This is a genomic window from Sporosarcina saromensis (assembly GCF_054901285.1).
This window is the reverse complement of record NZ_CM142738.1, coordinates 1,635,269-1,661,825: the sequence shown is the minus strand read 5'-3', so window position 1 is coordinate 1,661,825 and position 26,557 is coordinate 1,635,269. Positions and strand designations below refer to the sequence as shown.

General features: G+C 42.0%; 25 protein-coding genes, 1 other RNA gene and 1 riboswitch. Of the genes, 6 read left to right on the top strand and 20 right to left on the bottom strand.

The window, feature by feature from the left end; all coding sequences use genetic code 11:
- Positions 1 to 33: 33 nt before the first annotated feature.
- From ACVHUV_RS08255 to ACVHUV_RS08230, 6 genes are all read right to left on the bottom strand, one after another.
- Positions 34 to 363 carry a hypothetical protein gene (locus ACVHUV_RS08255; RefSeq protein ID WP_462086689.1) on the bottom strand — a complete coding sequence of 110 codons (330 nt, stop codon included), beginning with the start codon at positions 361 to 363 and terminating at the stop codon, positions 34 to 36.
- 43 nt (positions 364 to 406) lie between these two features.
- Positions 407 to 1,087 carry a hypothetical protein gene (locus ACVHUV_RS08250; RefSeq protein ID WP_462086688.1) on the bottom strand — a complete coding sequence of 227 codons (681 nt, stop codon included), beginning with the start codon at positions 1,085 to 1,087 and terminating at the stop codon, positions 407 to 409.
- Between the two features lie 110 nt (positions 1,088 to 1,197).
- Positions 1,198 to 1,782 carry an SCO family protein gene (locus ACVHUV_RS08245; RefSeq protein WP_462086687.1) on the bottom strand — a complete coding sequence of 195 codons (585 nt, stop codon included), beginning with the start codon at positions 1,780 to 1,782 and terminating at the stop codon, positions 1,198 to 1,200.
- Positions 1,783 to 1,795: 13 nt separating this feature from the next.
- The gene (locus ACVHUV_RS08240) at positions 1,796 to 2,257 is read right to left on the bottom strand and encodes a hypothetical protein (RefSeq protein WP_462086686.1); all 462 of its coding nucleotides are present in this window, start codon (positions 2,255 to 2,257) and stop codon (positions 1,796 to 1,798) included.
- Positions 2,258 to 2,267: 10 nt separating this feature from the next.
- Positions 2,268 to 2,684, bottom strand: coding sequence for a hypothetical protein (locus ACVHUV_RS08235; protein ID WP_462086685.1), 417 nt, complete (start codon positions 2,682 to 2,684; stop codon positions 2,268 to 2,270).
- A 461-nt stretch (positions 2,685 to 3,145) separates the two neighbouring features.
- Positions 3,146 to 3,520: a hypothetical protein gene (locus ACVHUV_RS08230; RefSeq protein WP_462086684.1), complete on the bottom strand. Its 375-nt coding sequence runs from the start codon at positions 3,518 to 3,520 to the stop codon at positions 3,146 to 3,148.
- A 280-nt stretch (positions 3,521 to 3,800) separates the two neighbouring features.
- Between ACVHUV_RS08230 and ACVHUV_RS08225 the strand changes: the two genes are divergently transcribed.
- On the top strand, positions 3,801 to 5,345 hold the full coding sequence (locus tag ACVHUV_RS08225; RefSeq protein WP_462086683.1) for a plasmid pRiA4b ORF-3 family protein: 1,545 nt from the start codon (positions 3,801 to 3,803) through the stop codon (positions 5,343 to 5,345).
- 338 nt (positions 5,346 to 5,683) lie between these two features.
- On the opposite strand, the gene ACVHUV_RS08220 is transcribed toward ACVHUV_RS08225, so the two are convergent.
- The 4 genes from ACVHUV_RS08220 to ACVHUV_RS08205 all read right to left on the bottom strand — a co-directional run bounded on the left by ACVHUV_RS08220 (position 5,684) and on the right by ACVHUV_RS08205 (position 10,860).
- Complete coding sequence (locus ACVHUV_RS08220) at positions 5,684 to 7,336, bottom strand: catalase (RefSeq protein WP_462086682.1); 1,653 nt, start codon at positions 7,334 to 7,336, stop codon at positions 5,684 to 5,686.
- A 621-nt stretch (positions 7,337 to 7,957) separates the two neighbouring features.
- Positions 7,958 to 9,274 (bottom strand): LLM class flavin-dependent oxidoreductase, encoded by a 1,317-nt coding sequence (locus ACVHUV_RS08215; RefSeq protein WP_462086681.1) that lies wholly within the window; start codon positions 9,272 to 9,274, stop codon positions 7,958 to 7,960.
- Positions 9,275 to 9,292: 18 nt separating this feature from the next.
- Positions 9,293 to 10,045, bottom strand: coding sequence for a 3-oxoacyl-ACP reductase (locus ACVHUV_RS08210; RefSeq protein WP_462086680.1), 753 nt, complete (start codon positions 10,043 to 10,045; stop codon positions 9,293 to 9,295).
- A gap of 134 nt (positions 10,046 to 10,179) precedes the next feature.
- A riboswitch (TPP riboswitch) is annotated at positions 10,180 to 10,280 on the bottom strand.
- 430 nt (positions 10,281 to 10,710) lie between these two features.
- The gene (locus tag ACVHUV_RS08205; RefSeq protein ID WP_317945483.1) at positions 10,711 to 10,860 is read right to left on the bottom strand and encodes a hypothetical protein; all 150 of its coding nucleotides are present in this window, start codon (positions 10,858 to 10,860) and stop codon (positions 10,711 to 10,713) included.
- A 1,001-nt stretch (positions 10,861 to 11,861) separates the two neighbouring features.
- On the opposite strand from ACVHUV_RS08205, the gene ACVHUV_RS08200 reads away from it, so the two are divergent.
- On the top strand, positions 11,862 to 12,074 hold the full coding sequence (locus ACVHUV_RS08200; RefSeq protein WP_371390150.1) for a hypothetical protein: 213 nt from the start codon (positions 11,862 to 11,864) through the stop codon (positions 12,072 to 12,074).
- A 342-nt stretch (positions 12,075 to 12,416) separates the two neighbouring features.
- Here the strand turns inward: ACVHUV_RS08200 and ACVHUV_RS08195 are convergent, their stop codons facing one another.
- The 3 genes from ACVHUV_RS08195 to ACVHUV_RS08185 form a co-directional block, all read right to left on the bottom strand.
- The gene (locus ACVHUV_RS08195) at positions 12,417 to 13,712 is read right to left on the bottom strand and encodes a hypothetical protein (protein ID WP_462086679.1); all 1,296 of its coding nucleotides are present in this window, start codon (positions 13,710 to 13,712) and stop codon (positions 12,417 to 12,419) included.
- A gap of 135 nt (positions 13,713 to 13,847) precedes the next feature.
- Entirely contained in the window at positions 13,848 to 15,254 is a 1,407-nt protein-coding gene (locus ACVHUV_RS08190) for a M20 family metallopeptidase (RefSeq protein WP_462086678.1), read from the bottom strand.
- 39 nt (positions 15,255 to 15,293) lie between these two features.
- The gene (locus ACVHUV_RS08185; RefSeq protein ID WP_462086677.1) at positions 15,294 to 16,511 is read right to left on the bottom strand and encodes an MFS transporter; all 1,218 of its coding nucleotides are present in this window, start codon (positions 16,509 to 16,511) and stop codon (positions 15,294 to 15,296) included.
- Positions 16,512 to 16,933: 422 nt separating this feature from the next.
- On the opposite strand from ACVHUV_RS08185, the gene ACVHUV_RS08180 reads away from it, so the two are divergent.
- Positions 16,934 to 17,803 carry a polysaccharide deacetylase family protein gene (locus ACVHUV_RS08180; RefSeq protein WP_371390146.1) on the top strand — a complete coding sequence of 290 codons (870 nt, stop codon included), beginning with the start codon at positions 16,934 to 16,936 and terminating at the stop codon, positions 17,801 to 17,803.
- Positions 17,804 to 18,018: 215 nt separating this feature from the next.
- Here ACVHUV_RS08180 and ACVHUV_RS08175 read toward each other — a convergent pair whose 3' ends face one another.
- Positions 18,019 to 18,558 carry a PadR family transcriptional regulator gene (locus tag ACVHUV_RS08175; RefSeq protein ID WP_371390145.1) on the bottom strand — a complete coding sequence of 180 codons (540 nt, stop codon included), beginning with the start codon at positions 18,556 to 18,558 and terminating at the stop codon, positions 18,019 to 18,021.
- A 66-nt stretch (positions 18,559 to 18,624) separates the two neighbouring features.
- Positions 18,625 to 19,773: a YhgE/Pip domain-containing protein gene (locus ACVHUV_RS08170; RefSeq protein WP_462086676.1), complete on the bottom strand. Its 1,149-nt coding sequence runs from the start codon at positions 19,771 to 19,773 to the stop codon at positions 18,625 to 18,627.
- 470 nt (positions 19,774 to 20,243) lie between these two features.
- Here ACVHUV_RS08170 and ACVHUV_RS08165 point away from each other — a divergent pair, with 470 nt between their 5' ends.
- The 3 genes from ACVHUV_RS08165 to ACVHUV_RS08155 are packed head-to-tail and all read left to right on the top strand — an operon-like array spanning position 20,244 to position 22,727.
- Positions 20,244 to 20,687 carry a helical membrane plugin domain-containing protein gene (locus tag ACVHUV_RS08165; RefSeq protein WP_462086675.1) on the top strand — a complete coding sequence of 148 codons (444 nt, stop codon included), beginning with the start codon at positions 20,244 to 20,246 and terminating at the stop codon, positions 20,685 to 20,687.
- Between the two features lie 38 nt (positions 20,688 to 20,725).
- The gene (locus tag ACVHUV_RS08160; protein WP_462086674.1) at positions 20,726 to 21,907 is read left to right on the top strand and encodes an NAD(P)/FAD-dependent oxidoreductase; all 1,182 of its coding nucleotides are present in this window, start codon (positions 20,726 to 20,728) and stop codon (positions 21,905 to 21,907) included.
- Between the two features lie 46 nt (positions 21,908 to 21,953).
- On the top strand, positions 21,954 to 22,727 hold the full coding sequence (locus ACVHUV_RS08155; RefSeq protein WP_462086673.1) for an SDR family NAD(P)-dependent oxidoreductase: 774 nt from the start codon (positions 21,954 to 21,956) through the stop codon (positions 22,725 to 22,727).
- Between the two features lie 270 nt (positions 22,728 to 22,997).
- Here the strand turns inward: ACVHUV_RS08155 and ACVHUV_RS08150 are convergent, their stop codons facing one another.
- From ACVHUV_RS08150 to ssrA, 5 genes are all read right to left on the bottom strand, one after another.
- Complete coding sequence (locus tag ACVHUV_RS08150; protein ID WP_462086672.1) at positions 22,998 to 24,191, bottom strand: MFS transporter; 1,194 nt, start codon at positions 24,189 to 24,191, stop codon at positions 22,998 to 23,000.
- Positions 24,192 to 24,707: 516 nt separating this feature from the next.
- Positions 24,708 to 24,962 carry an RNA-binding protein gene (locus ACVHUV_RS08145; protein ID WP_371390139.1) on the bottom strand — a complete coding sequence of 85 codons (255 nt, stop codon included), beginning with the start codon at positions 24,960 to 24,962 and terminating at the stop codon, positions 24,708 to 24,710.
- 60 nt (positions 24,963 to 25,022) lie between these two features.
- Positions 25,023 to 25,649, bottom strand: coding sequence for a hypothetical protein (locus ACVHUV_RS08140; protein WP_462086671.1), 627 nt, complete (start codon positions 25,647 to 25,649; stop codon positions 25,023 to 25,025).
- Positions 25,650 to 25,746: 97 nt separating this feature from the next.
- A complete protein-coding gene (locus ACVHUV_RS08135) occupies positions 25,747 to 25,998 on the bottom strand; it encodes a hypothetical protein (protein ID WP_317946649.1) in 252 nt (83 codons plus the stop codon).
- Positions 25,999 to 26,143: 145 nt separating this feature from the next.
- Positions 26,144 to 26,504: a transfer-messenger RNA gene (ssrA, locus tag ACVHUV_RS08130) on the bottom strand.
- Positions 26,505 to 26,557: the final 53 nt, after the last annotated feature.

Sequence of the window (26,557 nt, the reverse complement as noted above, 5' to 3'; positions counted from 1 at the left end):
ATGAGCAGTTTTGTTTGCCTTAAAAATAACTTCTTAAGTGAGTGGGAATACCAAATCACAAGGCACTTCCTTAGAGAATGCTGTAATTTTTTCTAGCGGAATGCTTAATGGGAACGGGAATTTATAAAAAGGAGCATTGACCATTTTTATAATGACGGGTGACAAGGTAATGTGGCCAACTTGAACTTCTTCAACCGTGCCACAAAAAATCGGCCGGAAGACTTGCCCTAATAGATTTAATTGGACTGCATTGGTAACAACTAATAGTTGGCTGCCCTTCATCTTTTTTAACTCATCCAGCATTCTTTCGTCGCGCTGACTAGTCAGCGGCAAATCGTTGAGCTCTTTGTCGTTCGTACTCATCTCATCAACCTTCTTTCATAAAAACTTTCTTCTGTCCATTCACTCATCTACTAAAGGATTTAAGCAGTTCTTTCCACATAGTCATGAACCTTATCGTTGAGACAGATTGAATATCTTCAAGCAGAATGTCCACTTCAGCATTGCGTATTGTTAGGCATAATTTTGTTTGATCGGTTTTGAGGATTTTCCCGATTTTTGTTTGATTGCAAGTCCGAACGACTACCCACGTTCCTTTCCAAGCATGGAGATTCGTTCGCATGGACTCTTCAAAAAACTGTTGGACAAGGGCATCCCGCTTCGACACGGTTTCACCAAATCGAAGGACGATTTTTTTCCTTAGTTGATTGTCATAAATGTGATTTTGATAAGGATTTGTGTACGTAGGGGTACCAAAGGGGATCGTAGCTGATTCGATAGCGGTATAAGGGAGCCAAATTCGTTTCTTTAAATTGGTTAGCATGACAAAGTCTCTGCCAATGGTTGTCACTTTTCCTGTAATGACGGCTTCCTTTGCCGTACGGTTTAACAGTGTGATGACAACCTCCTGATGACGTTTCATTTTAAAGAACTTCTTCAACGTTAACGCTTTACGGTGCGGTTCATACAAATTAATCAGTTTAAACATGTTCATCTGGCTAATGTGTTCCGTTAAAATTCTCGTTTCTTCGTCTGACACTGAACTTGTCGGGGAAGAAAATGTAGGGTACGCATTTTTCCGCTCCACTTATGGCCCCCTCTCCTCTTTTTTCTAATGATGTTTAATACTACTCTCTGCTACTATATGGGGAATACTTTTTTAGGTACAGTCGTTTATGCTGAAAACCGCTTCCGTGCTTACTGTAAGAGGCTCTTCAAATTTTCAGTTAGCTGCTCTACATTCATTGATTGTGCCCCAGTACTCATAGGATGATGTGCACGAATCTGATTGTCGCGATCTACTACATACATCGTTGTGCTATGGACGATAGTGCCATCAGGGTCTTTCGTGAAATACATGTTGAACTGCTTGGCAACTTTCTCTGTCTGCTCAACCGTGCCTCTTAGGAAAAACCAATTCTCTGCAGTAATCGCAAATTGTTCTTTGTACTGCTGGATTTTCTCAACCGTATCCACCTCCGGATCGAGCGTGATGAAGACAACGTCGTATTGTTGTTCACTAATCCCCTCATCTACCAACGACTGTTGCACCTTCAATAAGTCGATGACCGTCATGGGACAAACATTCGGGCACTCGGTAAAGAAAAAGGCGACAAGCTTTGGTTTTTCGGTGGAGAATGTGAAGGTTTCACCAGTAATCGCAGGCAAATGCGGATCTTTCACGAGCGCTAGTTTCGGAAGGGTTACAGTCCGGGGCATAAACAAATATACGACTACGAACCCTATGCAAACGATGAACGCGATAACAATGTTCTTTTTCATATGCATACACCTCTCATACTCGCATTGAATATAAAACGAGACCAAAGACAACAATCAGCAAAAGAGTTGCAAATCCACATAGCTGATACATATTCATGACTACTTGCTGTTGGTTCGAGATTGGGATGCTGCAAATTTGCGGATTCTTCAAGACTTCCCCAATCATCACTCCCATTGAACTACCAATCAATCCATTGTAAAAACCAATGAGGACTGAATGGTACTTTACGAGTGAACCAAAAAGCGAGCCAATGCTAACCCCAATGATCATGTTCAGTATGAAAATCAAGGAGAGTTCAACGGTTAACAGAACCGATACGTGCAAGCTCACAACAATTGTTGCGATGAACGTTGCCGTATTCGTTAAGGTTGTGGCAAATCGGTCGTCAAATAATTGCTTCCTTTTCCGCAAAATGAGGTAACAGTAAATCGTTACTGCAACATTCCATATAGCTAACCCCCAAATGATAATCATTGCGCCCTCCTTATGTACTCCTGATCGCGACGATTAAAATCGTGACGACAGCAATAGTTAATCCTTCAAGGACGATCCCAAAAAAGAGTTGCTCCGTTAAAATCGCCCCTAACATAGGCGCCATAATGCCCACCATCAGTCCGTTAATGAGTCCCGTTAACATCGTTTGGTAATCAAACAACGCACCAAATAGCGCCCCTACCCCCATTCCAATAATGGTTGCAAGGATCGTTATGAGCGTAAAGTGAAACGGGTATTGAAAAATCAGCATAATCCCCGTCAAGAGGCCAGCCATCCCCCCAGCCGTCATTGCAATATTCATACCTAAATGAAAACCAATTAGTCGGCGGTGCCGATGTATATACATATACAAAAAGAGAAACAACACAAAATTCCCATAAAGGAACAGCGCAAATAAACCTTCCATCCTGTAACCACCTCTTAACAGAATATGCGAACGATACGTACGCGTTCCCGATTGGCTGGAGTGAATGAAAAACAGGAAGCGATTATGGACGTACTCCCTTGCACATCGGAGAATCTACGTGAGTTGGATCGATGTTCTACTGGATGGCGTACATGATTGGTTACTTCGCACAATTCAACAGTCACGAAAGTGAATCAAAGCAAAAAAAGCATGTCCCCCCTTCATCCGGAGCGAACATGCTTCTTCTGCTTTATTTTTTGATGGTGTGCCAGAAACAAGTAATTTGAATGTGTATTCAAGCAAGCATAATAACAGTATACCTACAGCATTCGGTATTTATGTATATGCAATTGTAAGGGATTGACTGAATCTAACCTAGCATAAATACCTTTTTCAATTGTTCAACTCTCCGTCAGCTCTCCATATCTTCTCTCGTCACCCATCCAATGACTGACATCACGTCATTTAACTTTCATAGAGGCAATCCAAGTAATATTCTCGTCGTTATCATTTGGTTTCCATTCATAAGCATCTGCCCAAATAAACATTCCATCTTGAAGTATGAGATTCGCATCTAAGATTAAGCCAGCATCACCTAGATGAAATTCTTTCACGCCTTCAAAGAGTAATTCGATCGCTGATGGATCGTTAAATTGCCTTTGGAAGAGCATTTTAATGTTGTTATCAAGCCCATCGCCAAATGCCATTGAAAGATCCTTTTGCACATGGAAGTCGTTCCACATCACCAACTCTTTTAAGCAACTGTCGTGAAAGTAACCAAACGTTTTTAGCAGTTTATTTATATCCTCAACATCTTCAACTTCATTCCATTCCATGTTTATCCCTCCAAGAGTTATTTACACAGACCTATTTGACGGTGCCTGTGCCAGCAACAAGCAATTTGAGCATAACAAACAGTATACCTACCATCCAGATGTGCAATTTTAGTAGATTAACTGATTTCAACCTTACACAGTATCGGTTACATCTTGTTGAGAAGAAAGCCCATTCTAGTGTAAAGTGTAACCAAGACAAATCATCTCCTTATAAAAAGCAGCCTCAAGTTATCTATTTTATTCTATCAAAAAATTCACTTAAATAGGTGGGTGTGATTGCATGATTTATCAAATGAAAGTGGGCTTAAAGGGAATGAGCCCGCCTGTATGGAGACGTTTTCAACTGGATGGAAATATGTCTTTTGTCGACTTTCATCACGTATTGCAAGTGGCGTTTGACTGGGAAGATTCACACCTTCATTCGTTTATGATGTTGCGTAGCGGTGGAGAGAAGACAAAGGTAGAAATCGGACCCGTTGAAGATAGAGAAAATATGGTATTTCCGTTTTTCTCTTTCCACGATTTTTACGAAGAACAAGAAGAAAGAATATGCGACTGGTTCATGGCGGAGAAGGACCGCGCCATTTACACCTATGACTTCGGCGCTGATTGGGAGCATGAAATCGTGCTTGAGAAAATCCTGAAGCCCGAACTGGATGTGCACTATCCATACTGCTTGAAAGCAATGAAACTGGCACCCGAGGAAGATAGCCGGGCTATGGACGCCTCTATTCAAGAGAAGGACTGGCGAGAGCTTACCGAAGAAATAAACCTTAAACTAAAAACCTTGGAAATCGGATTACTGGATTCCGCTAATCCTGACGATGAATTTGATTGGCTAGAACTATTAGAGGAAGCAAAGTCCTTCAACAAACTCAAGCCATGGGAATTTCTTGAGGATGATCAAATTTTCATTGTCGCGGATTGGGAAAGCCGTCAGTTCCTTTACTGCTCGATACTTGGAGCTGGAGGAGAGGAGTTCGGATTAGCCGTATATGTTGGGAATACTGGACTCCAAGCGCTAAAATCAACCCTTTCCGGGGAATCCACCAGAGACATCTTTTTGAAGCAGCACAGTTTGCTCCTTTCATTTGTCGACCGAGATGAACTGGATGCAGCCGATTACGATTTGCTCAAACAGCACGGCATGTCGTTCCGTGGACGGAAACAATGGGTCCAAATGCGCAGCCTTGTACCTGGCTACTACCCTTGGCATGTAGACGAGGAGGAAGGCCGTATGCTGCTTGTCGCAATTGAACAAGCAAAAGAAATGCTTAAAGAGGTTGAGAGAGGCCTTACGATTCCCTCCTACTCAGGTGGAAATACGTTTTTTGGACGAATGGTGCAAGAGACTGAAGAAGGCTATGAATGGCAAAGCGTTCACATTCAGCTGAAAGAAGAAAAGCTGAAGCAAGACGACGAGCCATCATTGCACATAAGCGAATTGGATATAAAACGTCTAGAGAAAATGCAAGTACTCCGTACATCCATTATTTTCGATTTTGTCATGATCGACAAGCCTATTCAAGATTCACCATTCGAGAGACCCTATTTCCCAACCCTGATTGTCGCGCTCGATGTAGAACCCGGTTTGGTGTTATATCAGGAAGTGCTCAAATCCCTGAATGTTAAAGAAGAGATTCAGAAGGCTTTCCTAAAACTGACCGAGCAGCTTGGCGGCATACCAAAAGCCATGACCGTAAAAAAAGACACCGCAATTTCACTAGCACCGGTCACTGACCAATTGCCAATTACAATAAATACGGTAGAAAAAATTCATGCGATTGATGAATTGCGTGACGCAATGAGCAGGATGCCATGGTGAAACATGTAGAACAGTGTCTGTGTAAGAAACATTCAGGTTAAATCAACTATGCATAGGCACCTGGTTTTAATAAAAGAGCAAACATCTCACGACAGTTGGATGTTTGCTCTTCTAATTTGACGGTGTTTGTGCCAGAAACAAACATGTTAATTCAAGCAATTTGAATGGGTATACAAGCAAATATAACAAACATTATTCTACAACATTATAAATTTATGTTTATGCAATTGTAGTGAATTAACTGAATTTAACCTAGGTACCTGTTTTCAGCTGACGTCTTCGCGCACGCCTAAAACACCCGCATGCCTTTCCACGCGGGTGTCCGTCCTATATTCCGATCAATATGGATCTGCTTCGTTGCTCTTATCGACTGCGTCATGTGCAGCGTCGGCTGCTTTCGGCGTACCAAGACCGAATTTCGTCTTGCCGGACTCGCGACCTGGCAGGTATTCGTCGGCGGTCATTGTCTCGTTCTCTTGCATTTTCTGTTCGATTCCTTCTTTCACGCGCCGGCCGTAGTCCTCATCGGCTTTCGTGAAATGTTCGACCATCGCATCCTGGATACGCTTGTCGCAGACGGCGAGGGCTTCGGACAGGTTGTTGATCAATTCATCGAGTTCCCAGTTCTCAAAGCTGCGGTACGTGTCACCGGCCTGGCCGTAGTTGTTCGGCCGGTCGATTGGCGCGCTCATCGCTGCCGCGTTGAAGGTCGGGCGGTGAGGCGGTCGCTCGCCTTTCGGTGCCTCCTGTAAACCGCCAATCATTGATGGTTCATAGTTGATATGCGGATTGTCGCCCGCTTCGTTCGGGTCGCGGTGGTCCATCTGGCCGCGCATTTGATTCGTGCGGACCGCAGTTTTTGGCGCATTGGATGGCAGTTGCAAGTAGTTGGATCCAATGCGGTAGCGCTGCGTATCCGAATAAGAGAACGTCCGTCCCTGCAACATTTTGTCGTCGGAGAAATCCATGCCATCGACGAGGACGCCGGTTCCGAATGCCGCTTGCTCGATCTCCGCATGAAAATCAACCGGATTCCGATCAAGCACCATCCGTCCGATCGGCAGCCACGGGAATTTATCTTCCGGCCACAGTTTCGTGTCGTCCAGCGGATCAAAATCAAGTTCGTCGTGGTAGTCATCTTCCATGATTTGGACAAACAGTTCCCACTCCGGATAGTCGCCGCGCTCGATCGCTTCATAGAGATCCTGCGTCGCATGGCCGACGTTCTTCGCTTGTATCTTATCGGCCTCTTCCTGCGTCAAGTTCCGGATGCCCTGCTTCGGCTCCCAGTGGTACTTCACGAGAACCGCCTCGCCTTTATCGTTCACCCATTTATACGTGTTCACCCCAGAGCCTTGCATATGGCGGTACGTCGCAGGAATCCCCCACGGTGAGAACAGGAACGTAATCATATGTGTCGCTTCCGGCGAGCGGGAGACAAAGTCGAACATGCGCTGCGGATGCGGAATATTCGATGCCGGGTCCGCCTTGAATGCATGGATCATATCCGGGAACTTCATCGCATCACGGATGAAAAAGATCTTCAAGTTATTGCCGACGAGGTCCCAGTTGCCGTCTTCCGTATACATTTTCACCGCAAAGCCTCGCGGATCCCGGGCAGTTTCAGGTGAATCCTTGGCACCGCCGACTGTCGAGAAACGAACGAGCAACGGCGTCCGCTTCCCAGCACCTTGAAACACTTTCGCCCGTGTGTACTTCTCCACCGGCTCGTCCCCGACTTTGCCATACGTCTCAAAATAGCCATGCGCCCCCGTACCCCGCGCATGAACGACGCGTTCCGGAATCTCCTCACGATCGAAGTGCGAGATCTTCTCGATGAAATGATAGTTCTCTAGCGTCGCTGGTCCGCGGTCTCCAATCGTCCGGATGTTCTGGTTGTCCCTGACCGGATGCCCTTGGCGTGTCGTCAATGTCTCGCGGTGTACGTCCTGCCCCTTTTGCTCATTTTGATTCTTGTCCTTTTCATTCAAAGAAATTACCTCCTACGCTAGTCTATTGGAAGTCCGCCAATTTAAAATCGGCAGTCGTCAATGTAAATAGCCTACCCTCAATTCAATGACAAAAAACACGAACTTTCGAAAGTTGCCAAGGGACCTTCTGCATCAGTTTTTGCTATTCTTCATGTACACTGGATTTCAAGTGGTGAAATGTTTGAAAAATTTTCGATTAAAATAGGCTTTCTGTTCTTTTGCCTACTTTTCTCATGGAATTGTATCTATTTTTCATGATACATCAAAAAATCACCCAAACTCGCATAGATGTACAGCTCTCCATTTTATTGACACACGGCAATAAGCACCGAGATGTCCTGGAGACTTATTATAATGAAAGAAGCCATCCATCATCTCGTATTGATGGAAGCAAAAACGGACACGACGGGCGTGATTATGGGTTAACAAGGGGATGCAATGATTTCCTCAAGGAAACTGACAAAAGAGACTAAAATGTGTTGCATTCCTCCAATTTTGACGGTGCTTGTGACAGAGACAAGCACTTTGAATGGGTATACAAGCAAGCATAACATACAGTACACCTACAATATTCTGAATTTACATTTACGCAATCGTAGTGAATTGACTGAATTCACGCTATCACAAGCACCTGTTTTCAAGCCCTAAATATTCACGTAACGTATGACCTTCATAATCGTTTTTGTAAATACCTCTCTTTTGCAACTCCGGCACAATTAATTCAACAAAGTCTTCTAAACTACCGGGCAATGTCGGCGGCATAAGATTAAATCCATCCGCCACCCCTTCTTTAAACCAAAGCTCCATCTGATCGACAATCTCTTCCGGTGTGCCGATGAGCGTGAAATGTCCCCCACCAGCATTCAGATACCCCAACAGCTCCCTTACTGTCGGGTTTGTATCATGAATAATTTCCAGTATCGTCTCGTACCGGCCGACTGGCCCAGTAAATTCTTCGACAGGCGGCAATGGAGGAACCTTTTCATCCAATGCCCAATCGGAACAGTCTTGCCGGATAAACATGCTCAGCTGTTTTAAAGCTGTTTCAATAGGAAGTTTCACATCTATTGCGGCTTTCTTGGCAAAAGCCTCTTCACGGCTCTCCCCCACATAGGTGACTAAGCCCGGAAACACTTTAATATGTCTGTTGTTCCCGCTTTGTTTCACTTGCTCATTTAATTTGTCCCGAAATCTTTTGGCTTGCTTAAGATTCCATGACACTGAGTAAACGGCATCAGCATGTTTTGCGGCTAATGCAATGCCTTGTTTGGACGCCCCTGCCTGCATCGCCACCGGTTTACCTTGAGGGCTTTTCGGCGTAGTGGACGGTCCACACACTTTAAAATAGGTGCCTTCATGATGGAATGGCGAGATATTTGCAGGATTGATCAACTTTTTCTCTTCACGTTGATGCAAAAATGCTTCACTGTCCCATGAAAGAAATAATTTATTCATTAACACAGCAAATTCATCTGCCTTTTCATACCGTTCATCATGCGAGGGCAGTTGATCCATGTTATGATTTTGCGCCTCAACATCAGTCATTGACGTAACAAGATTCCAACCTACACGACCTTTAGTAATATGGTCTAAACTCAAAAGCTGGCGGGAAGCTGTAAACGGATTGGAAAAAGTGCTTGAAATCGTCGGAACTAACCCGACATGGTCTGTCACTTGGGAGATGGCTGTTAAATTGATGAGCGGATCAAACCAAAATGCCGGCAATTCACTGGAACTCTTTCCTGCAAAAGATTGATTATCCGCAAAGAATACGACGTCAAGCAAGCCCCTTTCCGCCAACTTGGCCAAGTCTTGATAATAGGAAATCTCACCAATGCGTTCAACACTTGAGTCAGGCATGAGCCAAGCAGCTTGGTGGTGCCCGCACCCATACAGCAAAACACCTAAGTTCAATTGTTTCCCTTTTTGTTCAGTCACTCTCCACACCCCCATTTGTCAATTCATTGTTAAGCCGCCATCGACGGTATAATTCTGCCCTGTAATGCCGCTCGCATGGTCTGAAGACAAAAAAGCGACCATATTTGCAACGTCTTGAGGGGTTGTCACTTTTTTCAACGGCGTAGCGTTCGCAATTAATTCAAATACTTCCGGCGTTGTAACAGCACTCGCATTCGTTGTTTTCAATAAGCCCCCTGAAACGACATTCGCTTTTATACCGTATGCCCCTAACTCGGCAGCGATATTGCGTGTAAAACCGATCAATCCGGCTTTCGCTGTCGTGTATTCATGATAAGGAACGACAGGATTCTGAAACAGATTCGTTCCGATATTGATAATACTTCCATTTTGTCGTTCAATAAATTGAGGAATGACACTTTGAATGACGTTAAATGCTGCTTTTAACGTCCCATCCAACTGTCCCTGATAATCTTCCCAAGATAGTTCACTAAACGGCTTCTGCTTGACTGGATCAAATTTGAAATCGATTAATGCATTATTGACGACCACATCAATTTGCCCGAAGTATGCCGTTGCCTTTTCCACCATGCGCTCTACTTCTGCACGATTGGTGACATCCGCTTGAATCGCAATCGCATGATCTTTTCCAATCTCAAAAGCCATCTTGTCGGCTGCCTCTTTGCTTTTATTGTAATTAATGACGACCCGAAATCCTTGGCTTGCCAATGTCCTTGCGATCGTTGCCCCTAATCCTTGACTACTTCCTGTTACCAACACGACCTTTGTCATTTCAACAGCTCCTAAACATGTAATAGTTGAATAGGCAAATGGCAGCAAAAAAAAATACGCAACCTTCCAAAAGGAAAGTTGCGTAAAACAAATATGACACACTAAGAAAAAGACAGAGTCATCCCTCTTCATATGTATGAATGTTCACACTTTCCTACGCTAGCATCAACTAGATCAGGTTCAAAGGGTTTGAGTTTCTACTCATCTCAGTTAAATAACACCCCTAGTGCATCCTATTAAGTTTTTAAGGTTTTGTATAACGATTGCTGCCATTTCTACTATTCTTATTGGTTTTCACCCTAAACCATATCATACTGTATGATTGATTACAACCGGACCATTTATTACCTAACATGTTGTCCTTCCAAACGGTCATTCAATAAAGGAGCTCAAATAAAGACGCTGGGACAAAACTCTAAATAGACCGTTCCTCTGCGCTCCAAAAGGCACGCTTTCCGCGGGGCGCGCTTGAGCCTCCTCGTCCGCTGCGCTGCCTGCGGGGTCTCAACATTCGCGCTACAATCCCGCAGGAGTCGGCCTTTTTCCGCTCCGACTCACTAAAGAATTTGAAAAGAAACACTGGAAAAATATTAAAAACTGCATTAAAAGGCGAATTAGCCATAATGCAGTTTTTTTATGTTATGTCCCAGCCTCTTTCGCTCCAATTATTGATCTGTTTGTTTTTGCTTTTTATTCAAATACTCTGTACGTAACTTTTCAAGATGCTGCTTTTTATCAAACTTAACAGGCTTGTTTTTTTCATGATATTTAGTCACAGCCGATTGACCTTTATAATCCAATTGATATTTTCCCACTTTGTTCACCTACTTTTTTTTTTCACGACTTTAAAAGAGAATCTATTCATCAAATAGAATGCGCATTATTTAAATGTAGTATACCATTTACCTTTATTCGCGTACTGATTGCAGGTGTAGGAACTTTACTAATAAACACTACAACCACGACATTCTTGTATACACAATTGTCATGAATTAACTAAATTTAACCTGACACAGGTACCCGTTTTTAAGAACAAAGTTGGCCGAAAAAAGAAGAGCAGCAGTGGCTGCCCTTCTCCTATACGCGCTCTCTATCGGATTAATTTGATTCACATCTTATTCTCTACTTATAGTATACCATCATCTGATTCTCATTTATAGAGTACTTTTCCCGCCACCACTGCCTTATACTTTAATACTAATACTTTTGACGGTGCCTGTGCCAGAAACAATCACGTTAATTCAAGTAATTTGAATGGTTATACAAGCAATCATAAGAAACGTGATACATACAACATCCAGATTTTATGTATATGCAATTGTAGTGAATTAACTGAATTCAACCTTGCACAGGCACCTGTTTTAGGTCTTGTTCCACAAATACGGATAAAACGTGAAAGAACAGAGTTTGGATTTAATAGGATGTATCCCTGTGGAATGAAAATGTAAGACCTTTCCCGCTAAGGAAAGATGCCCTTATAGAGTGTTCTGTGATTGTTGAGTTTCAAAAAAATACCATTCTGAAGCTTGGTTTTGCGTGCGTAAAAATAGCAACAACATGGCACTTGACTTATTTCACATTAAACGCTGTGCAAGAAACATTCATGTTAATTCAACCAATTTTAATAAGTATACAAAGAAACAACCAACGAAGACATTCCGAAGTTATATATATATACAATTGTAGTGAATTAACTAAATTCAACCATGCACAGGCACCGGTTTTTAAAAAATTATCAAAATACATTTACAAGACAATCATCTCACGCGTATACTGAAAATATGTCAAAACGGTGAACGAGTAAGGAGGAATCATGATGCAAATTAATTTCCTATATTTTATGAAACGACTAGCAACACTCGAACTTGTTCTGGGCTTTATCATCTTTTCGTTAGGTGTATTCGAAAGCGGTTTCACTATATCCAGCATAACAACGATGGTCGGATTCGGCTTTATCTGTGGCGGGATGGTGACTTTCGGCGTCGGTCTGTTCGGCAGCTTGCTGCTCTTCGATCCGAAAACCGAATGAATGGGTCCAAAGACGCCGCATTGATTTTTCGTGTGTGTGTCCTATCCCGCCCTATCGGGATACCATCGTGACTCTCATACTGTAAAATACGCAGCCTCGGCAATTTTGATGGAATGATTTTTTTGAATTTTGACGGTGCCTGTGCCAGAAACAATCACGTTAATTCAAGCAATTTGAATGGTTATACAAGCAATCATAAGAAACGTGATACCTACAACATCCAGATTTTATGTATATGAAATTGTAGTGAATTAACTGAATTCAGCCTTACACAGGCACCTGTTTTAAGTGTGAAAAAAATGACCAATTTCTACGCAAAATGTTAGGATGTTGTGCCGTTTATTATGTCAACTGGTACACTTTCACCGGTCTTCCCCGCGAATAATGTGATTCTTCCCCAACGCATACAGCTAAATCCACTTTGCATAAATCGGAAACGATCCGCTGGGCATTCCGCTCACTCATGTTCAAGTGGATCGCCAGATCCTTCGTTGTGAAATGGGCCCAATCCATTTTCCGAATAAGCGATTCAATTCGTTTAAATGTCTTAACGCTGATTTTTCCTTCTTGTAGTTTCTTCACGAATTCATTATCGTCCGTACGGTAAGAATAGACAAGCTGTTCATCCTTCCCCGCTGCATCAATCATCGTGCCATCTTCTTGAATAATGATAATTTCCTGCTTCCCTTTTTCCTTCGACTCCCGAACGGCACGGTTTGCATTTACCTCGGCCGTAAAGACGGTTTGACCAAAGCCAATTCCGACAGCAACAGTCGAGTCCGCTTCAAGTGATAGATGATCCACTTTTTCCTTCAATGTCCCGATTTTCCGCTCCACTGCTCCTCTTGTACTAAAGATCACATACCGCCCATTTCCTTGTTCAATAAGCAAACCATCTAATGTTTCACACAGCTGTATAAGTGTTTTCTTTAAATGCAACTCCAAGTATTCCAGTTGATAGGATTCCTTCATTTTTTCCTTTATTACACCATACTTCACGATTTCAATCATTTTGACACTGATTTGTGTGTCTTTGTAGTATGATGTTTTAATCTTTTCAAAGAACATCCGGATAGTCTGGTAGATCTCATTGCGTGAAGGTGATAGCCAATATGCCGGTACACCTGCTTCCCGCAAACTTTCATAGACAGTCGGATAGCATGTTAACGCCACTTCTATTTCATTCCGCTTCCATAACCCGTAATGAAAATCTAACAATTCCTCCGCCTCAATCTCGACATCGAATTTCTTAATAAATGCCTTCCCCAGGTCCTTTTCCAACTGGGTAAATTCTTCATCAAAATGAAACGATGAAACCATATCTACGCTAATCCGTTGCGGAATTTTACCAATCTCATTGGAAAGTTTCAAGATTCCCTTATAAATACTCAATTCACTTGAATCGATAAACACAAAATTTTCGTTCGTCCCCGTCGAATTGACTGCAATTTGATAAGGGATATAGCCTGAAAACAGCCAAAAGTCCACCGGTATGTCTGGATTCAGTATGAAGTCTTTTACTTCGTTCGTTTTTGAATAAATATACGGAACGAACTCTAATTCTTTTTCAATCTCTCTTGCCAACGTAAGAATCCTGTCGACCGATTGATTTGGACCAACAACCGCTACTCTGTACATGACATTACCTACTTTCTTAACTCCGATAATCCAATTTTACCAGTAAGCTTAAAATGGAGGAAATTCTTTTGCAACTTCGCACGAAATAATATAAAAAAAGTATCGGGAGTGTGTCCTCACGATACTTTTTTTATATTATTTTACTGAATCAGGAATTAAAGAATAATAAGACTTGCCGTCCAAGCGGTCCACCAACTCGGCTTTCGCCTGTTCAATGATCGTCGGGTTTTCCATGACTTGCAGCGCCGTGGACGCGATAACTTCCGCCGCCTGCAACATTCCCTTATGCGCAATCGGCGTTGCTCCTTGCGACACGACTTGCCATGTATGGAGCGGTGTGCCTAAAGCAAAACAGCTTGTGAGGCACTGCATCGTTGGCACGACCCAGCTGACATCCCCGACGTCCGTTGAGCCTGAAAGAATCGCTTCGGTAGTGGAATGGGGTGGTATGAAATCAGCAATCACTCTTTCCTTCAGCCTTTTCACGGTTTCCCGGTCTCGTCCAGCATATGCATTATTGAGATCATCCTCAGTCAATGTGCGTCGGATTTCTTTCGCAAATGCGACGTCCGCTTCATCATAGGATGGAACCCCGACATTCACAAGGTTTTCATACATCACATCAGCAAGGACAGTATTAGGAATCAGATTGGAAGCAGTTCCCACAAATTCGACGACAAATGTCGTCCCCGTCATTAATGCAGCTCCACGAGCAATGTCATGAACCCTTTCATAAAGTGATTCCACTTCATCCTTTTCAACTGCCCGTATCAAATAGACGACTTCGGCATTCGCCTGCACCACGTTCGGCGAAGTGCCGCCTGTATCCGTAACCGCATAATGGATTCGTGCGTCTGGCACCATATGCTCCCGTAAGTAATTGACACCGACATTCATTAACTCTACTGCATCGAGTGCACTTCTACCTAAATGAGGAGTGGCTGCAGCATGAGCGCTCTTTCCTTTGAACTTGAAGCGTGCAGAATAATTGGCAAGCGTTTTCACATTCATGAGTCCTGGTACATCCCAAGGGTGCCAAGAGAATGCTACATCTACATCGTCAAACAGACCCGCCCGCGACATGAAGGCTTTACCGGATCCATTTTCCTCCGCAGGGCAGCCATAATAACGAACCGTCCCTTGCAAACCGTTCTGTTCCATATATTCTTTAACGGCGACCGCCGCCGCAAACGCTCCAGTCCCTAAAAGATTATGGCCACATCCATGCCCGTTGCCGTCCTCGACAACTGGATCATGATGGGAAAGCCCTTTTTTCTGACTAAGCCCCGGCAAAGCATCGAATTCGCCTAAAATCGCGACGATAGGATTCCCTGACCCGAAACTCCCGATAAAAGCTGTGCTAAGTCCCGCGACTCCCCGCTCGACATGGAACCCTTCTTCCTCTAACGCCCCAATTAAGTAGGCGGATGATTGATGTTCTTCGAAATACAATTCAGGTACTTCCCATATTTTATCGCTTAACGCAATGAATTTATCCTTTTTTTGTTCAATCAAACTTGAAATCGATTTCCTGAATTCCATCATTCATCTCTCCTTATCTATATGAATTACCGTTAAAGCCTACGCGTTAGCTTGCAGTAGCTCGCCCTTCCGGAAATTCAACGTCAAAAGTGAAATCGTACAGATGATAGCGAAAATGATCAGCATCCAAAAAGCCGCATTATATGAACCGTTAAACGTCTGTACAATAAATCCGATCGCAAGCGGGGTTATAAAACCGGCAAGCTGACCTCCTGTATTTGCAATACCCATGCTTGTCCCCGTCACAGCGGATGGAAGTCTTTTCAAAATAATTGCCGGTAACAGAAGCATAACAAAGGAAATAAAAATAATTACAATCGTCTGGTATGCAACGAACATTGTCACACTTGGTGCATTGAACATGAGATAAAGGAGGATACCAACAACAACACAAGAAATTGCGCCAACCACTTTTTCCTTGCCAAGCGGAAGTTTATCGATGACATATCCTGCTAAATACATTGCGAAAATCATTGCTAAACCTGGAATTGTTTGCATCCATCCAAGTGAAATCAAGTCAAGTCCTCTCACATTCACGAGGTACGTCGGCAACCATGTCGCCAAGCCCCAGTTAATGGCATAAATGCTGTAATAGGCAAGAAACAGATTCAACATGAGTGGCGTTTTTATTATTTGTTTGAAAATTCCTTGATGGGAATCCCCCGCCAGTGTCTTCTCCTCATCTTTGAGATCAGCAGGCAGTTTGATGAAGACCCAGAAGAGGATCGTGATAAGAAATCCAATACCACCAAGGATCAAGAACGATGTACGCCAACCTATTGTTGTTAGCATATAGGCGGAAAGAAGCGGTACGATTAACGACACAATCCCTCCTGAAGATAACATGATCGACATGGCCCAAGCTCTTTTATCCGTTGGAAACGTTTGCGAAATCAATTTCGAGCTTGCCGGCTGGAATCCACCTTCCCCAACTCCGAATAAGAAACGGATGATGATCATCGAACCCAATGACCACACTGCCCCAGTCAAAGCCGTAAAGATCGACCACATTAGAACGGAGCTGATCAGGACCCTTCTTGAACCCAATCTATCAGCCAACCAGCCCCCGGGAATTTGCATAAGCGCGTACCCTGCAAAAAAACTACTAAGAATCAATCCCGTACTGGTCGGATTTAATTGTAAATCCTTTGTTATGGACAGTACTGCGTAGTTAATAAAATAACGATCGAAATTCCCAATCGCCCATCCAATGAAAAGTAATAACAAAATCATGTTTCTTTGTTTCACAGCAACCATAGAGATACCTCCTTTTTCAGAACTTCCTGTTTCATTTTACGCATATTAAACGAAAAATACGTTATATTACTTACTATAAATAAGATTTAAAAACGATGCAATACTTTTCTATTCTCACTCCATATTCAAAAAATTCACTTCCTTCCTTCTATATAAGTAGTCCAAAAAAGAAGCTCCTATGTGAACGAATGTTTTCAGTCTGCCATTTATATAGATACTATTCATTCCACATTTCTAGAAAGCGAATGGAATTCTAAATTTTGCGCACAAAAGCGAATGCGAGGATGCTGTTTGTTTATTAACTACCGCTTCAAATTAGAGCCAAGTTCATTTCTCTCTGAATAAATAACCCAATTTAGTTGAACATAACAATGGTGACAATAAATAGTCTCTGTTATGAAATATAAAAAGGAGATGAATGGATGCAAATTCGAATATTGAAGTGGTTGTTGGTGACGGGGTTTTTATTTAGTTTGCATATAACGGAAGTCTGGACTGTTTATGCGAATGACGAGCCCTTGGTATATGTAGCGCAGGAAAGGTCGACAGCAGTCATACAAGATGACCCGAAAGAAGATTTGCCTGATCCTGACGAAGGAATTGAAAATTCCGGTCGAAAAATTCAGCAGCCTGTTGACTTACGAATTCTACAACAGCGGTATCCGGATATTTTTTTCTTGCAAGGTCCTACGGATCAAAAACGGATTGCTTTAACATTTGATGATGGTCCTGACCCACGCTTTTCAAATGATGTATTAGATGTCTTGAAACAGTACAATGTACCAGCAACATTCTTCGTGTTAGGTTCAAAAGCCGTTGCTAATGCTGACATTGTGAAGCGAATGCAAAACGATGGACATGTAATCGGAAACCATACGTATTCCCATCCGAACCTTGTCATAGAATCCGACCTCCAAACTCTGGAGCGGGAAGTGACTAGAACGGAAGATGCCCTGAACGGCATTATTGGTTACCGGACAGAATTATTTAGGCCACCATATGGCTTCTTATACAATGAACTCGTCGAAAAGCTTGGCGAAATAAACAATTACGTAATTGGATGGTCAGTGGATTCGTTGGATTGGCAAGAAGATTCACCGGAAGTAATCACTTCGAGAGTAGTAGGTAACATTCAACCAGGCTCAATCATTCTCATGCACGATGGCTCAGAACCGAGTGGAGATCGAACGAATACCATCAAATCTCTTCGCCAAATAATTCCTGCACTGCAAGAGCAAGGGTACGAGTTTGTCACTGTTCCTGAATTGTTGAATATTCCCTATAAGAAATAGAAGGTCCGTCTTCTATTTCTTTTTAAATGCCCAATCCAAAAAAACAGCCTAGCTTCTACGATTTAGTAAAATTTGAACAAAAGGACATTGGAATAAGAAAAAACATAGGGAGATTGTAGTCTTCCTATGTTTACATCCCTATTATTCATCTGTTTGTGTATGCTTTTTCTTCAAATACTCCGTACGTATTTTCTAGGTGTTGTTTATTAGCAAATTTATATTTCCTCATTTCGAATATGTTTAATTAACCTCTCAAAATACTCTATTGAGGAATTTATTCGATAGTTCGCATAATCGCCAATAAAGTCTGCTAGAACTTCTTGCCCCGGTTCAATAAAATGTCGTCCCTCAAATTTGGACATCTTGTCCCAAGTCGTTTTGATCCCGTTTACCTTTTTCTCTAAAATACGGATGACTTTATCACGATCCACATATTTCAAATTGGCTAAACCAATCACCATATCCCCAATTGTTTCTGCACTTTCAAAGAGTTTATAAATCTTTTTCGGTATGACTTCCTGACCTTTTTCAGTAATTGCAAATACTTGTTTGTCTGGTCGATGCTCTTCTTTAATGATTTCTTTTACCTCAATGAAGCCTTGCTTTGCTAATGATTCAAAATGGTAATACAACTTGCTTTCAGTTAAACCATTGATCGTCTCAAGAGGCTGTAATTCTGCGATTTGTTTTTTCAATTTATATGGGTAATTATTTTCTTCCATAAGCTTCGTCAGAATAAAAATTTGAATCGCCATTGTTTCAGCTCCTTCGGTAAATAGTAGTTTTATTCTATCAAAACTACTCATTTACTTCAGCAGATTTTAAATTTTTGCAGATTCTATTGGCAGTGGTTTGTGTAATTTCCACACGATCACAATGTTTATTACCATCGCGACTAGTCCAACTAGGCCTAACCCTAACACATAAGGGCTTACACTTGTGCTACCGAATAGATTTGCAAAATAAGCTTGTACCGAGTAATACATCGGTGAAATATGGCTTGCCCACTCATAAGGTGCATACATCATAGCACGTGGAATGACTGCTCCATTTGCAAGTGTCTGAACTAATAAGATTGGAATATTTAGAACCATACCTGCTTCTCCAAACAAGAAGATGACCGTTGCCGTGAAGTTAAAGCTTACCCAATAATTCAGGATTTGTTGGCCCAAAATCTGCAGGAATAAAACTCCGCTTAAATCATTAATCCCCATCACAATGATTGTTGAGACGACTCCAGCAATTAGTCCAACGATGATTGCTGTTACTTGCACGTAGATGAATAAACGTGTTTTCGTTGCTTTCCCGCGATTCGCTTTAAACGCTCCGACTAATTGCATTGCAGCAATCATTGCCCCTACATATAAGGCCATCGTTAAGAACATCGGTAGCATATTATTGTGCATACCATCTGGAATGTCATTGATGGTAACAATATCGCCTACATAGCTGTTTTCAATAGACTTCGCTAGTTCTTTTGCTTGCTCTTCAGGCACATTAACGTTCATTAAGATGCCTTCTGCGGTTTGCTGTGAGAATTGCGCACTTAATTGCGCATTAATTTGAGACACAACTTGATTCATCGAAGAGGCTACAACTGTTGCGCCAGCTTCATTGAGCGTGAACTCAATGCTTGATGGAACATCACTATTTTTCAAATCAGCTGAAAACGTTTTTGGAATATGAATGACTAACGCTAATTCGTTATCTTCTAAGTCTTCTAAAGCTGCTTTATTCGGAATGTCTGTTTTTATGTTCTCGAATGGAAGTTGTTCTTCTAGGCTCTCTGCAATTTGCCCCCCAAACTCCCCTTCGTCATCGTTAATAATCGCAATTGGTAGCTGATCAATATTGCCCGGAATTGCCGTGTAGCCTGGCAAAAAGATCCCTAACATACAAACTGCATATAAAACCCCCATAAATATTGCGGAGGTCGCACCTTTACCTTTTAAAAACTCTCTAAATTTCATGTACTATTTCCTTTCTCCATCTCAATTTTCACGGAATTATAGTTCAATTAAAGTACTCTAATTAAACTATGTTTGTTATTCTATAAAATATACATGCAAATTACAATCTCAAATAATTGCTTTGATCTATACTTCTTTTACTTATTGTCCATTTTATGAAAAATAGCGCCCATACCTTCCTTTGCTCCATAAAAGTAGCCTCTATCAGCTATGAAACTGAAGAGGCGCATGATTCATTTGAAAATGAAAATAATTATGAATTTAGAAGGCATGAATTTCCGAACAATATCGTTCATACTAAATAATTAGACATCTAAATATATGTTTGACCTTACTCGAATATGGGCGTATATTGTTCAATGGAAAACACAGCTGAAGCTTTTTTCCATGTTATCTTTCAACAATAATTTGATTTATTGCTGATGTAAGGATCAGTTTATTTTAACTAATAAAGTAAAGGAGAATCGCAAATGACCGCACAACATGATGCAACAAATCGTGCTGAAGAAAGCGTACATGTACCTTCAAATCAAGAAAAACAAGATGTTCTTGATCAACTGTTAAAACCTGAGGTGCAAGAATCATTAACTGCTTTAGTAGAGCAATTACCAAAACTAACCGAGCTTGTCACCATTTTGAATAAGTCTTATGATTTTGCTCAATCTGTTGCAACCGATGATGTATTAAAAAATGATACAGTTGGTTTCATAAGAGAAATAGGCGAGCCGGTAAAAGACTCTGTAAAAAATATTGCAGCTACAATGATCGAAGCCAAAGACCGTGCCGAGGATAGTACCGAAGTGATTGGTCTTTTTGGTCTTCTAAAAATGATGAGAGATCCGCAAGCACAAAAGCTTTTCCGTTTTGTGAATTCATATTTGCAAGTAGCAGCTGAACGTGAGAACAGAAGCTAATTCTTCTACTCCAAGACGATAAAAAAGGGGATAACAAAATGTCAAAACGCATTGTAATTTTAGGCGCAGGATATGGTGGTCTTCTAACTGCTCTAACTGTCCGCAACTATTTATCAAGTGATGACGCTACAATCACTGTTATCAATCAATATCCAACACATCAGATTATTACTGAATTGCATCGACTTGCAGGTGGGACAATTTCTGAGAAGGCCGTTTCAATACCTTTAGAAAAGCTTTTCAAAGGTAAAGATATCGATTTAAAAATCGCAAAGGTCGAATCTTTCTCCGTCGACAATAAAGAGGTAAAGGTTGCTGATGGTTCAACTGTAAAGTATGATGCACTTGTGGTCGCATTAGGTAGTGTAACAGCGTACTTTGGTATACCAGGGCTTGAAGAAAATAGCATGGTGTTGAAATCAGTCAATGATGCGAATAAAATCTACAATCATATCGTCGGTAAAATTAGTGATTACGCAAAATCTAAAAATGAAGCCGATGCAACGATTGTAATTGGTGGTGGCGGTTTAACCGGTATCGAATTAGTCGGGGAAATTGTTGACCATATGCCAAAAATCGCAAAAAGTTTTGGTGTCGATCCAAAAGAATTGAAAATCAAGCTTGTTGAAGCCGGTCCAAAAGTATTGCCGGTCTTACCTGATCATTTAATTGAGCGCGCAACTGCAAGCCTAGAAGCACGTGGGGTAGAATTCTTAATGGGACTACCTGTAACAAATGTGAGTGGTAATGAAATCTCGTTGAAAGATGGCCGTACCATTGTGGCAAATACGTTTGTCTGGACAGGCGGAGTAGCAGGTAATCCATTGGTTGGTGAATCAGAACTTGCAGTAGATCGTGGCCGTGCAACGGTTAATGAGTTTCTCCAATCAAGCTCACATCCAGATGTATTCGTTGTAGGTGACAGTGCGGTTGCCTTCCCTTCTGAAGGTGGTCGTCCATACGCTCCTACTGCACAAAATGCATGGCAAATGGGTGAGCTTGTAGGCTATAACTTATATGCGTATTTACAAGGAAAAACGTTAGAAGCACTTGATCCAACAAACTCCGGTACATTGGCAAGCCTTGGTCGTAAAGACGGCGTGGCTTCAATCGGGGCAAACGGGATTGGACTCAAAGGATTACCGGCTTCTCTAATGAAAGAGGCAAGTAATGTACGTTATTTAACACATATTAATGGGTTATTTAGTTTAGCTTATTAATGTTATAATTTTTTCGTATTGTATTATAAAAAAAGGAGTGTTTTAAATGGTAGGAATTATGGAAGGTAAAGCAGGATTAGTTACAGCAGCGGGTTCAGGAATCGGTAGAGCAGCAGCGGTTGCATTAGCAAAAGCAGGTGCAAAAGTAATGATTTCTGACGTAAGCGAAGAAACTGGACTCGAAACGGTACAAATCATCAAAGACAACGGTGGCGAAGCAGCCTTCTTCAAATGTGATGTAAGTGATGAGGAGCAAGTAATCGCACTTGTAAATAAAACAGTTGAAACTTTCGGCAAGTTGGACTTTGCACATAATAATGCGGGTATCAACAAAGGTCTTAAACCAATTGGTGAAATGGATTCTAAAGATTGGGATATTACACTAAAAGTAAATCTGTATGGTACGTTTTACTGCCTCAAGCACCAAGTCAATGCAATGATGAAAAATGGCGGCGGTGCAATTGTCAATACAGCATCAGGTGCTGGTATTGAAGGCTCACCAAACATGGCTCCTTATACAGCTTCTAAACATGCAATCGCTGGTTTAACGAAATCAGTTGCATTGGAATATGGCCAAAAAGGCATTACGATTAACTCAATTGCACCTGGTGCGACGATTACACCTGCAATTGAATATTGGGCAAAAACATCTCCAGAACAATACGAAGGCGTACTCAAATCACTTCCAGCTGGAAGAATGTCTACAGCAGAAGATCAAGCAAATGCTGTCGTATTCCTATGCTCAGATCTTGCAAAATCAATTAGCGGTGTAACACTTGCAGTGGATGGCGGTTATACTGCAGGTAAAATGCAACAATAAGGTACGCGGTTTTCATAACACCATAGTAAAATTTTGAACCCTCGGGAACTCCAAAAGGAGTTTCCGAGGGTTTTTGTGTATTACAGTTATTTTTAACTGTCGGTCTGAAGGAGTCGAGCCCACCGACGCGTAGCTAAGACAGGATTCTACGCAAAAAATTTACGTTAATTCAACCAGCACAGGCACATTTTTTATGGATGAATCTGCACGTATAAAAAAAGCAAACATCTCACGACAGTAGGATGTTTGCTCTTATAATCTACCTCTTTATCAACCAAATCGCTGCTCCCGCTCCCCGACCAAGAACGTCAGTCCGATCATGCAGATGAACAATGCGGCGAAAATCCAGAGTGTGTAGGCATGGTTGCCGGTGACGTCGTAGACAAGTGCGATGATGAGCGGGACGAAGCCAGCCATAATATAGCCGCCAGTCTGCATCATGGCGGTCCAAGCATTCGTGTCTTCGGCGGTTTCCGTCGCGTCGAGTGGGAACAGCAATGTGATTGGGAAGAGCCCTGCGAGAGGCAGGCTCATGAAAATGGCGCTGATCCACATGAGTGTCCAGTTGCCAGTCGAAAGCAACCCGATCGAAATTAAGCCCATCATCAGGAAAAACAGCAGCCAGAGCTTCCGTTTCGGAATCCGTTCGTAGACAATCGGGAAGATCAGGTTCAAGACGATCTGAATCCCCGTCATCAGGCTCAATACTCCGCTCGCCGCGACGAGTGACATGCCGCTGTCCGTCGCAATCGGTACGACCCATGTGATGACGCAGAAGAAGCTCGATGCCTGCAAGCCAAAGAACACGAGGAACAGCCAGGCTTTTTTCTGCTTCCACGGTGAGATTCTCGCTGCACCGCTCGCGGCCGGTGTCTCTCTCTGCTTCAAGCGGACATTGCCACGCAAGGAAATCGCGCAGAAGAAGATCCCTAGCAGTACGAGCAACGCCCAGATGCCGAGAGCAAAAGGGTACGAACCAGTCCATTTGAAAAAGACCGCAGTCAGCCCGGCTCCAAGCGTCGCTCCGACTCCCATGCCGAATGTGTAGACGCCGATGACGCTTGTCGCCCGGTCCGGAAAGAACTGCTTAATCATCGCGGACAACAGCGGCCCGATGACCGCAATGCCGATACCGATCAAGATCGCAGACACGAGCAAAGCGGCATAGGTAGAATAATACCCGCGCAGCACCGTCATGCAACCAATGATAATCAGCATCAGCAACATCGACCAGGTCAATCCGATTTTCCGGTTCAGCACCGGCGCAAGTGACGCGAACAAGCCCATGCAAAAGACCGGCAGCGCGGTAAGCAGGCTCACTTGCGCGTTGGTGAGGGCGAGGTCGTCCCGAATCGTATCGAGCATCGGGCCGATTGATGTGATCGCGGGCCGCATATTGATGGCCACCGCGAAAATGGTGAAAAGCAAGAAGATGGTTTGTTTCTTTGAGAATTGAGTAGTCATGCATGAACTCCTTTACTGAGCGGACAAAAAATAATGGCTCCTTTCATTATAGAGTGAAAGTCGGTTTGTGGCGAGACGGATTGTCGGTACAAAATCCACATAGCCACATCCGAGCATTCAAAAAGAAGCACGAACTCCCCGATTGGAAAGGTTCATGCTTCTTATGCTTTCTTCAAAAATATGTGCCTGTGTGAAATTCAATTTAGTTAATACATTACAATTGCATGTTCATACAAACATGAAGTTGTAAGGGTAAGGCTTATTAATTTCTTCCGAATAACCATACATATTGGTTGAATTAACATGATTGTTTATCACACAGGGACCGTTCGCCAACATCGAATTCCATATAATCAACCAGTAGCATCACTTCAACAGATTCGCAATAACAGAAGTACTACCTTGGCATGGCTATAAGTTAACCTCGGTCATTTTCTTGATTTTAAAAACCACTTCTCAATCAAGATCAGAAGTGGAAAGTTTAGAGTACATCAAATTATTTTATATTTAGTGAGCTTAAACTTCAAAATCTCTAACCACATTATAATCAATCACAGACGGTATTTCATTCATATACATTAAATCACGGATCATGGTTAAACGAATAGAAACATCCATTTCGAAATACTCATTCTCTTCAGCTGGTAATATAGAATAAGGCACATTTTTTACTATATAGACTTTTTCATCAATACACCATTTTACATCTTTTGTTAATGATTTGGTTCCCGGTTTCATGGCGGCAACCTCCCTAACCAACGTTTTGTGCAAAGTGCCTTCCTCCTCTTCTAATATTCCCTATATAGATACATTTTAATCCTAACCTTTTATCTATTCACTGTCGTCCTTTTTGTTTCGTTCAATTATTTGTTCTTTCAGGTTCGCCAACTTTCGATAATAATCTAGGTTTACTTCGCTAGCTCTGAAGTGGACTTTTTCTAGTTTATCGCTATTCAGATGAACTGTAATCATTTTTATAAAACGAACCTTCCTTTTACTTATTACAAAACTGATCGCAAATGTATATTTCTCTGGGCTCCCACTTTCAATTAAACTATAAGACAACGATGGGAACCCTTTAAACTGTGCCTGAGTTATTGCATCGGTCATCTTGAGTCTCGTGATTAAGTCTATAATAACATTTTCCTCAATTGAGCCGATACGTTCAAGAATTCGTTCCAAGGAATGACTTCCAATTTGAATAATGTTTTTATTTTTAAGCTCTTCAGCACTATGAGACCCAAGCATTTTTTCCTTTTCTTCTAGAACAATATTTCGTTGATTATCAGTTAGATAAGAAATGGGAATGCCATACTTTTCAGCTTTTCGTAAAGCATCTTTATCATATTCAGCTGCTATTGCTTTAATTTCCTCAATTTGTTTCGGTTCAAAATAAATCACATCATAAACTAGCATGGTTATATCATCTTTAAATATGACAGTAAACCGTCTAGCCAAGACAAACACACCTTTCCCATTCCCCTATGTTTCACACTAGAGTATATTCCGAACATTGTCAATCTATGGTCGGCAGAATACTCAATACATTTCACACTTATTTTAGAATTCGTCTCACTTTCATCATTGGATCTCTGCGAAGATGAATCACAAAATCTTCATTCGATGTATGATAAACGACCGTTCCTTCTTTCGCCCTAAAAAACTCTTTGTTTGCATCTTTTTTAGCCACAGTACGTATCGGAGCAACTTCTGTTACAATTTTTTTATTATCTTCTTCATAGTAATCTAAAATCGATACCAAAAGAAATTGATCAGGAAATAATTCTCTTACTTCTTGCCAAGTCATTTTAAAACCAATCCTCCTATCAAAGTACGAGTCAATAAACACAATGAATTGATTGAATTTTCCTATAAATAGATTCATAAAAAAAGAAGCATAAATCTCCAATTAGGAAACAATGCTTCTTTTCTGTACTACTATCCATAAATTCTTATGGAGACGGCGGGAGTCGAACCCGCGTCCAAAGGCTCTGCTACTTCAGCGTCTACGCGTGTAGATTGACTACTTAGGTTCGCGCGCACGTTTGCCGTCAATCAAGGCTATCCGTGAGCGCTATCCTGATAATCTCTTGTAACGGCCTCAGGAGGCGACCGTTACCGTATCCCACTTAAGTTGAGCCTAACAATGCCACATGGGCGATGGAACTGCTAGGCAGATTCATCAGCTTACGCTGCGAATGCTAAGTTGTTGTTTGTTTTGCCAGTTATTATTAACTGCCGTTTCTGACGGAGTCGAGCCCTCCGACGCGCAGCTCAAGCTCAGACCACCCCTGTCGAATCCGTAACGTCCCCGAGATAAAAGGTGGCTAGACCCTTTAAAGGGATGTCAGGAATGCCTGTAACAG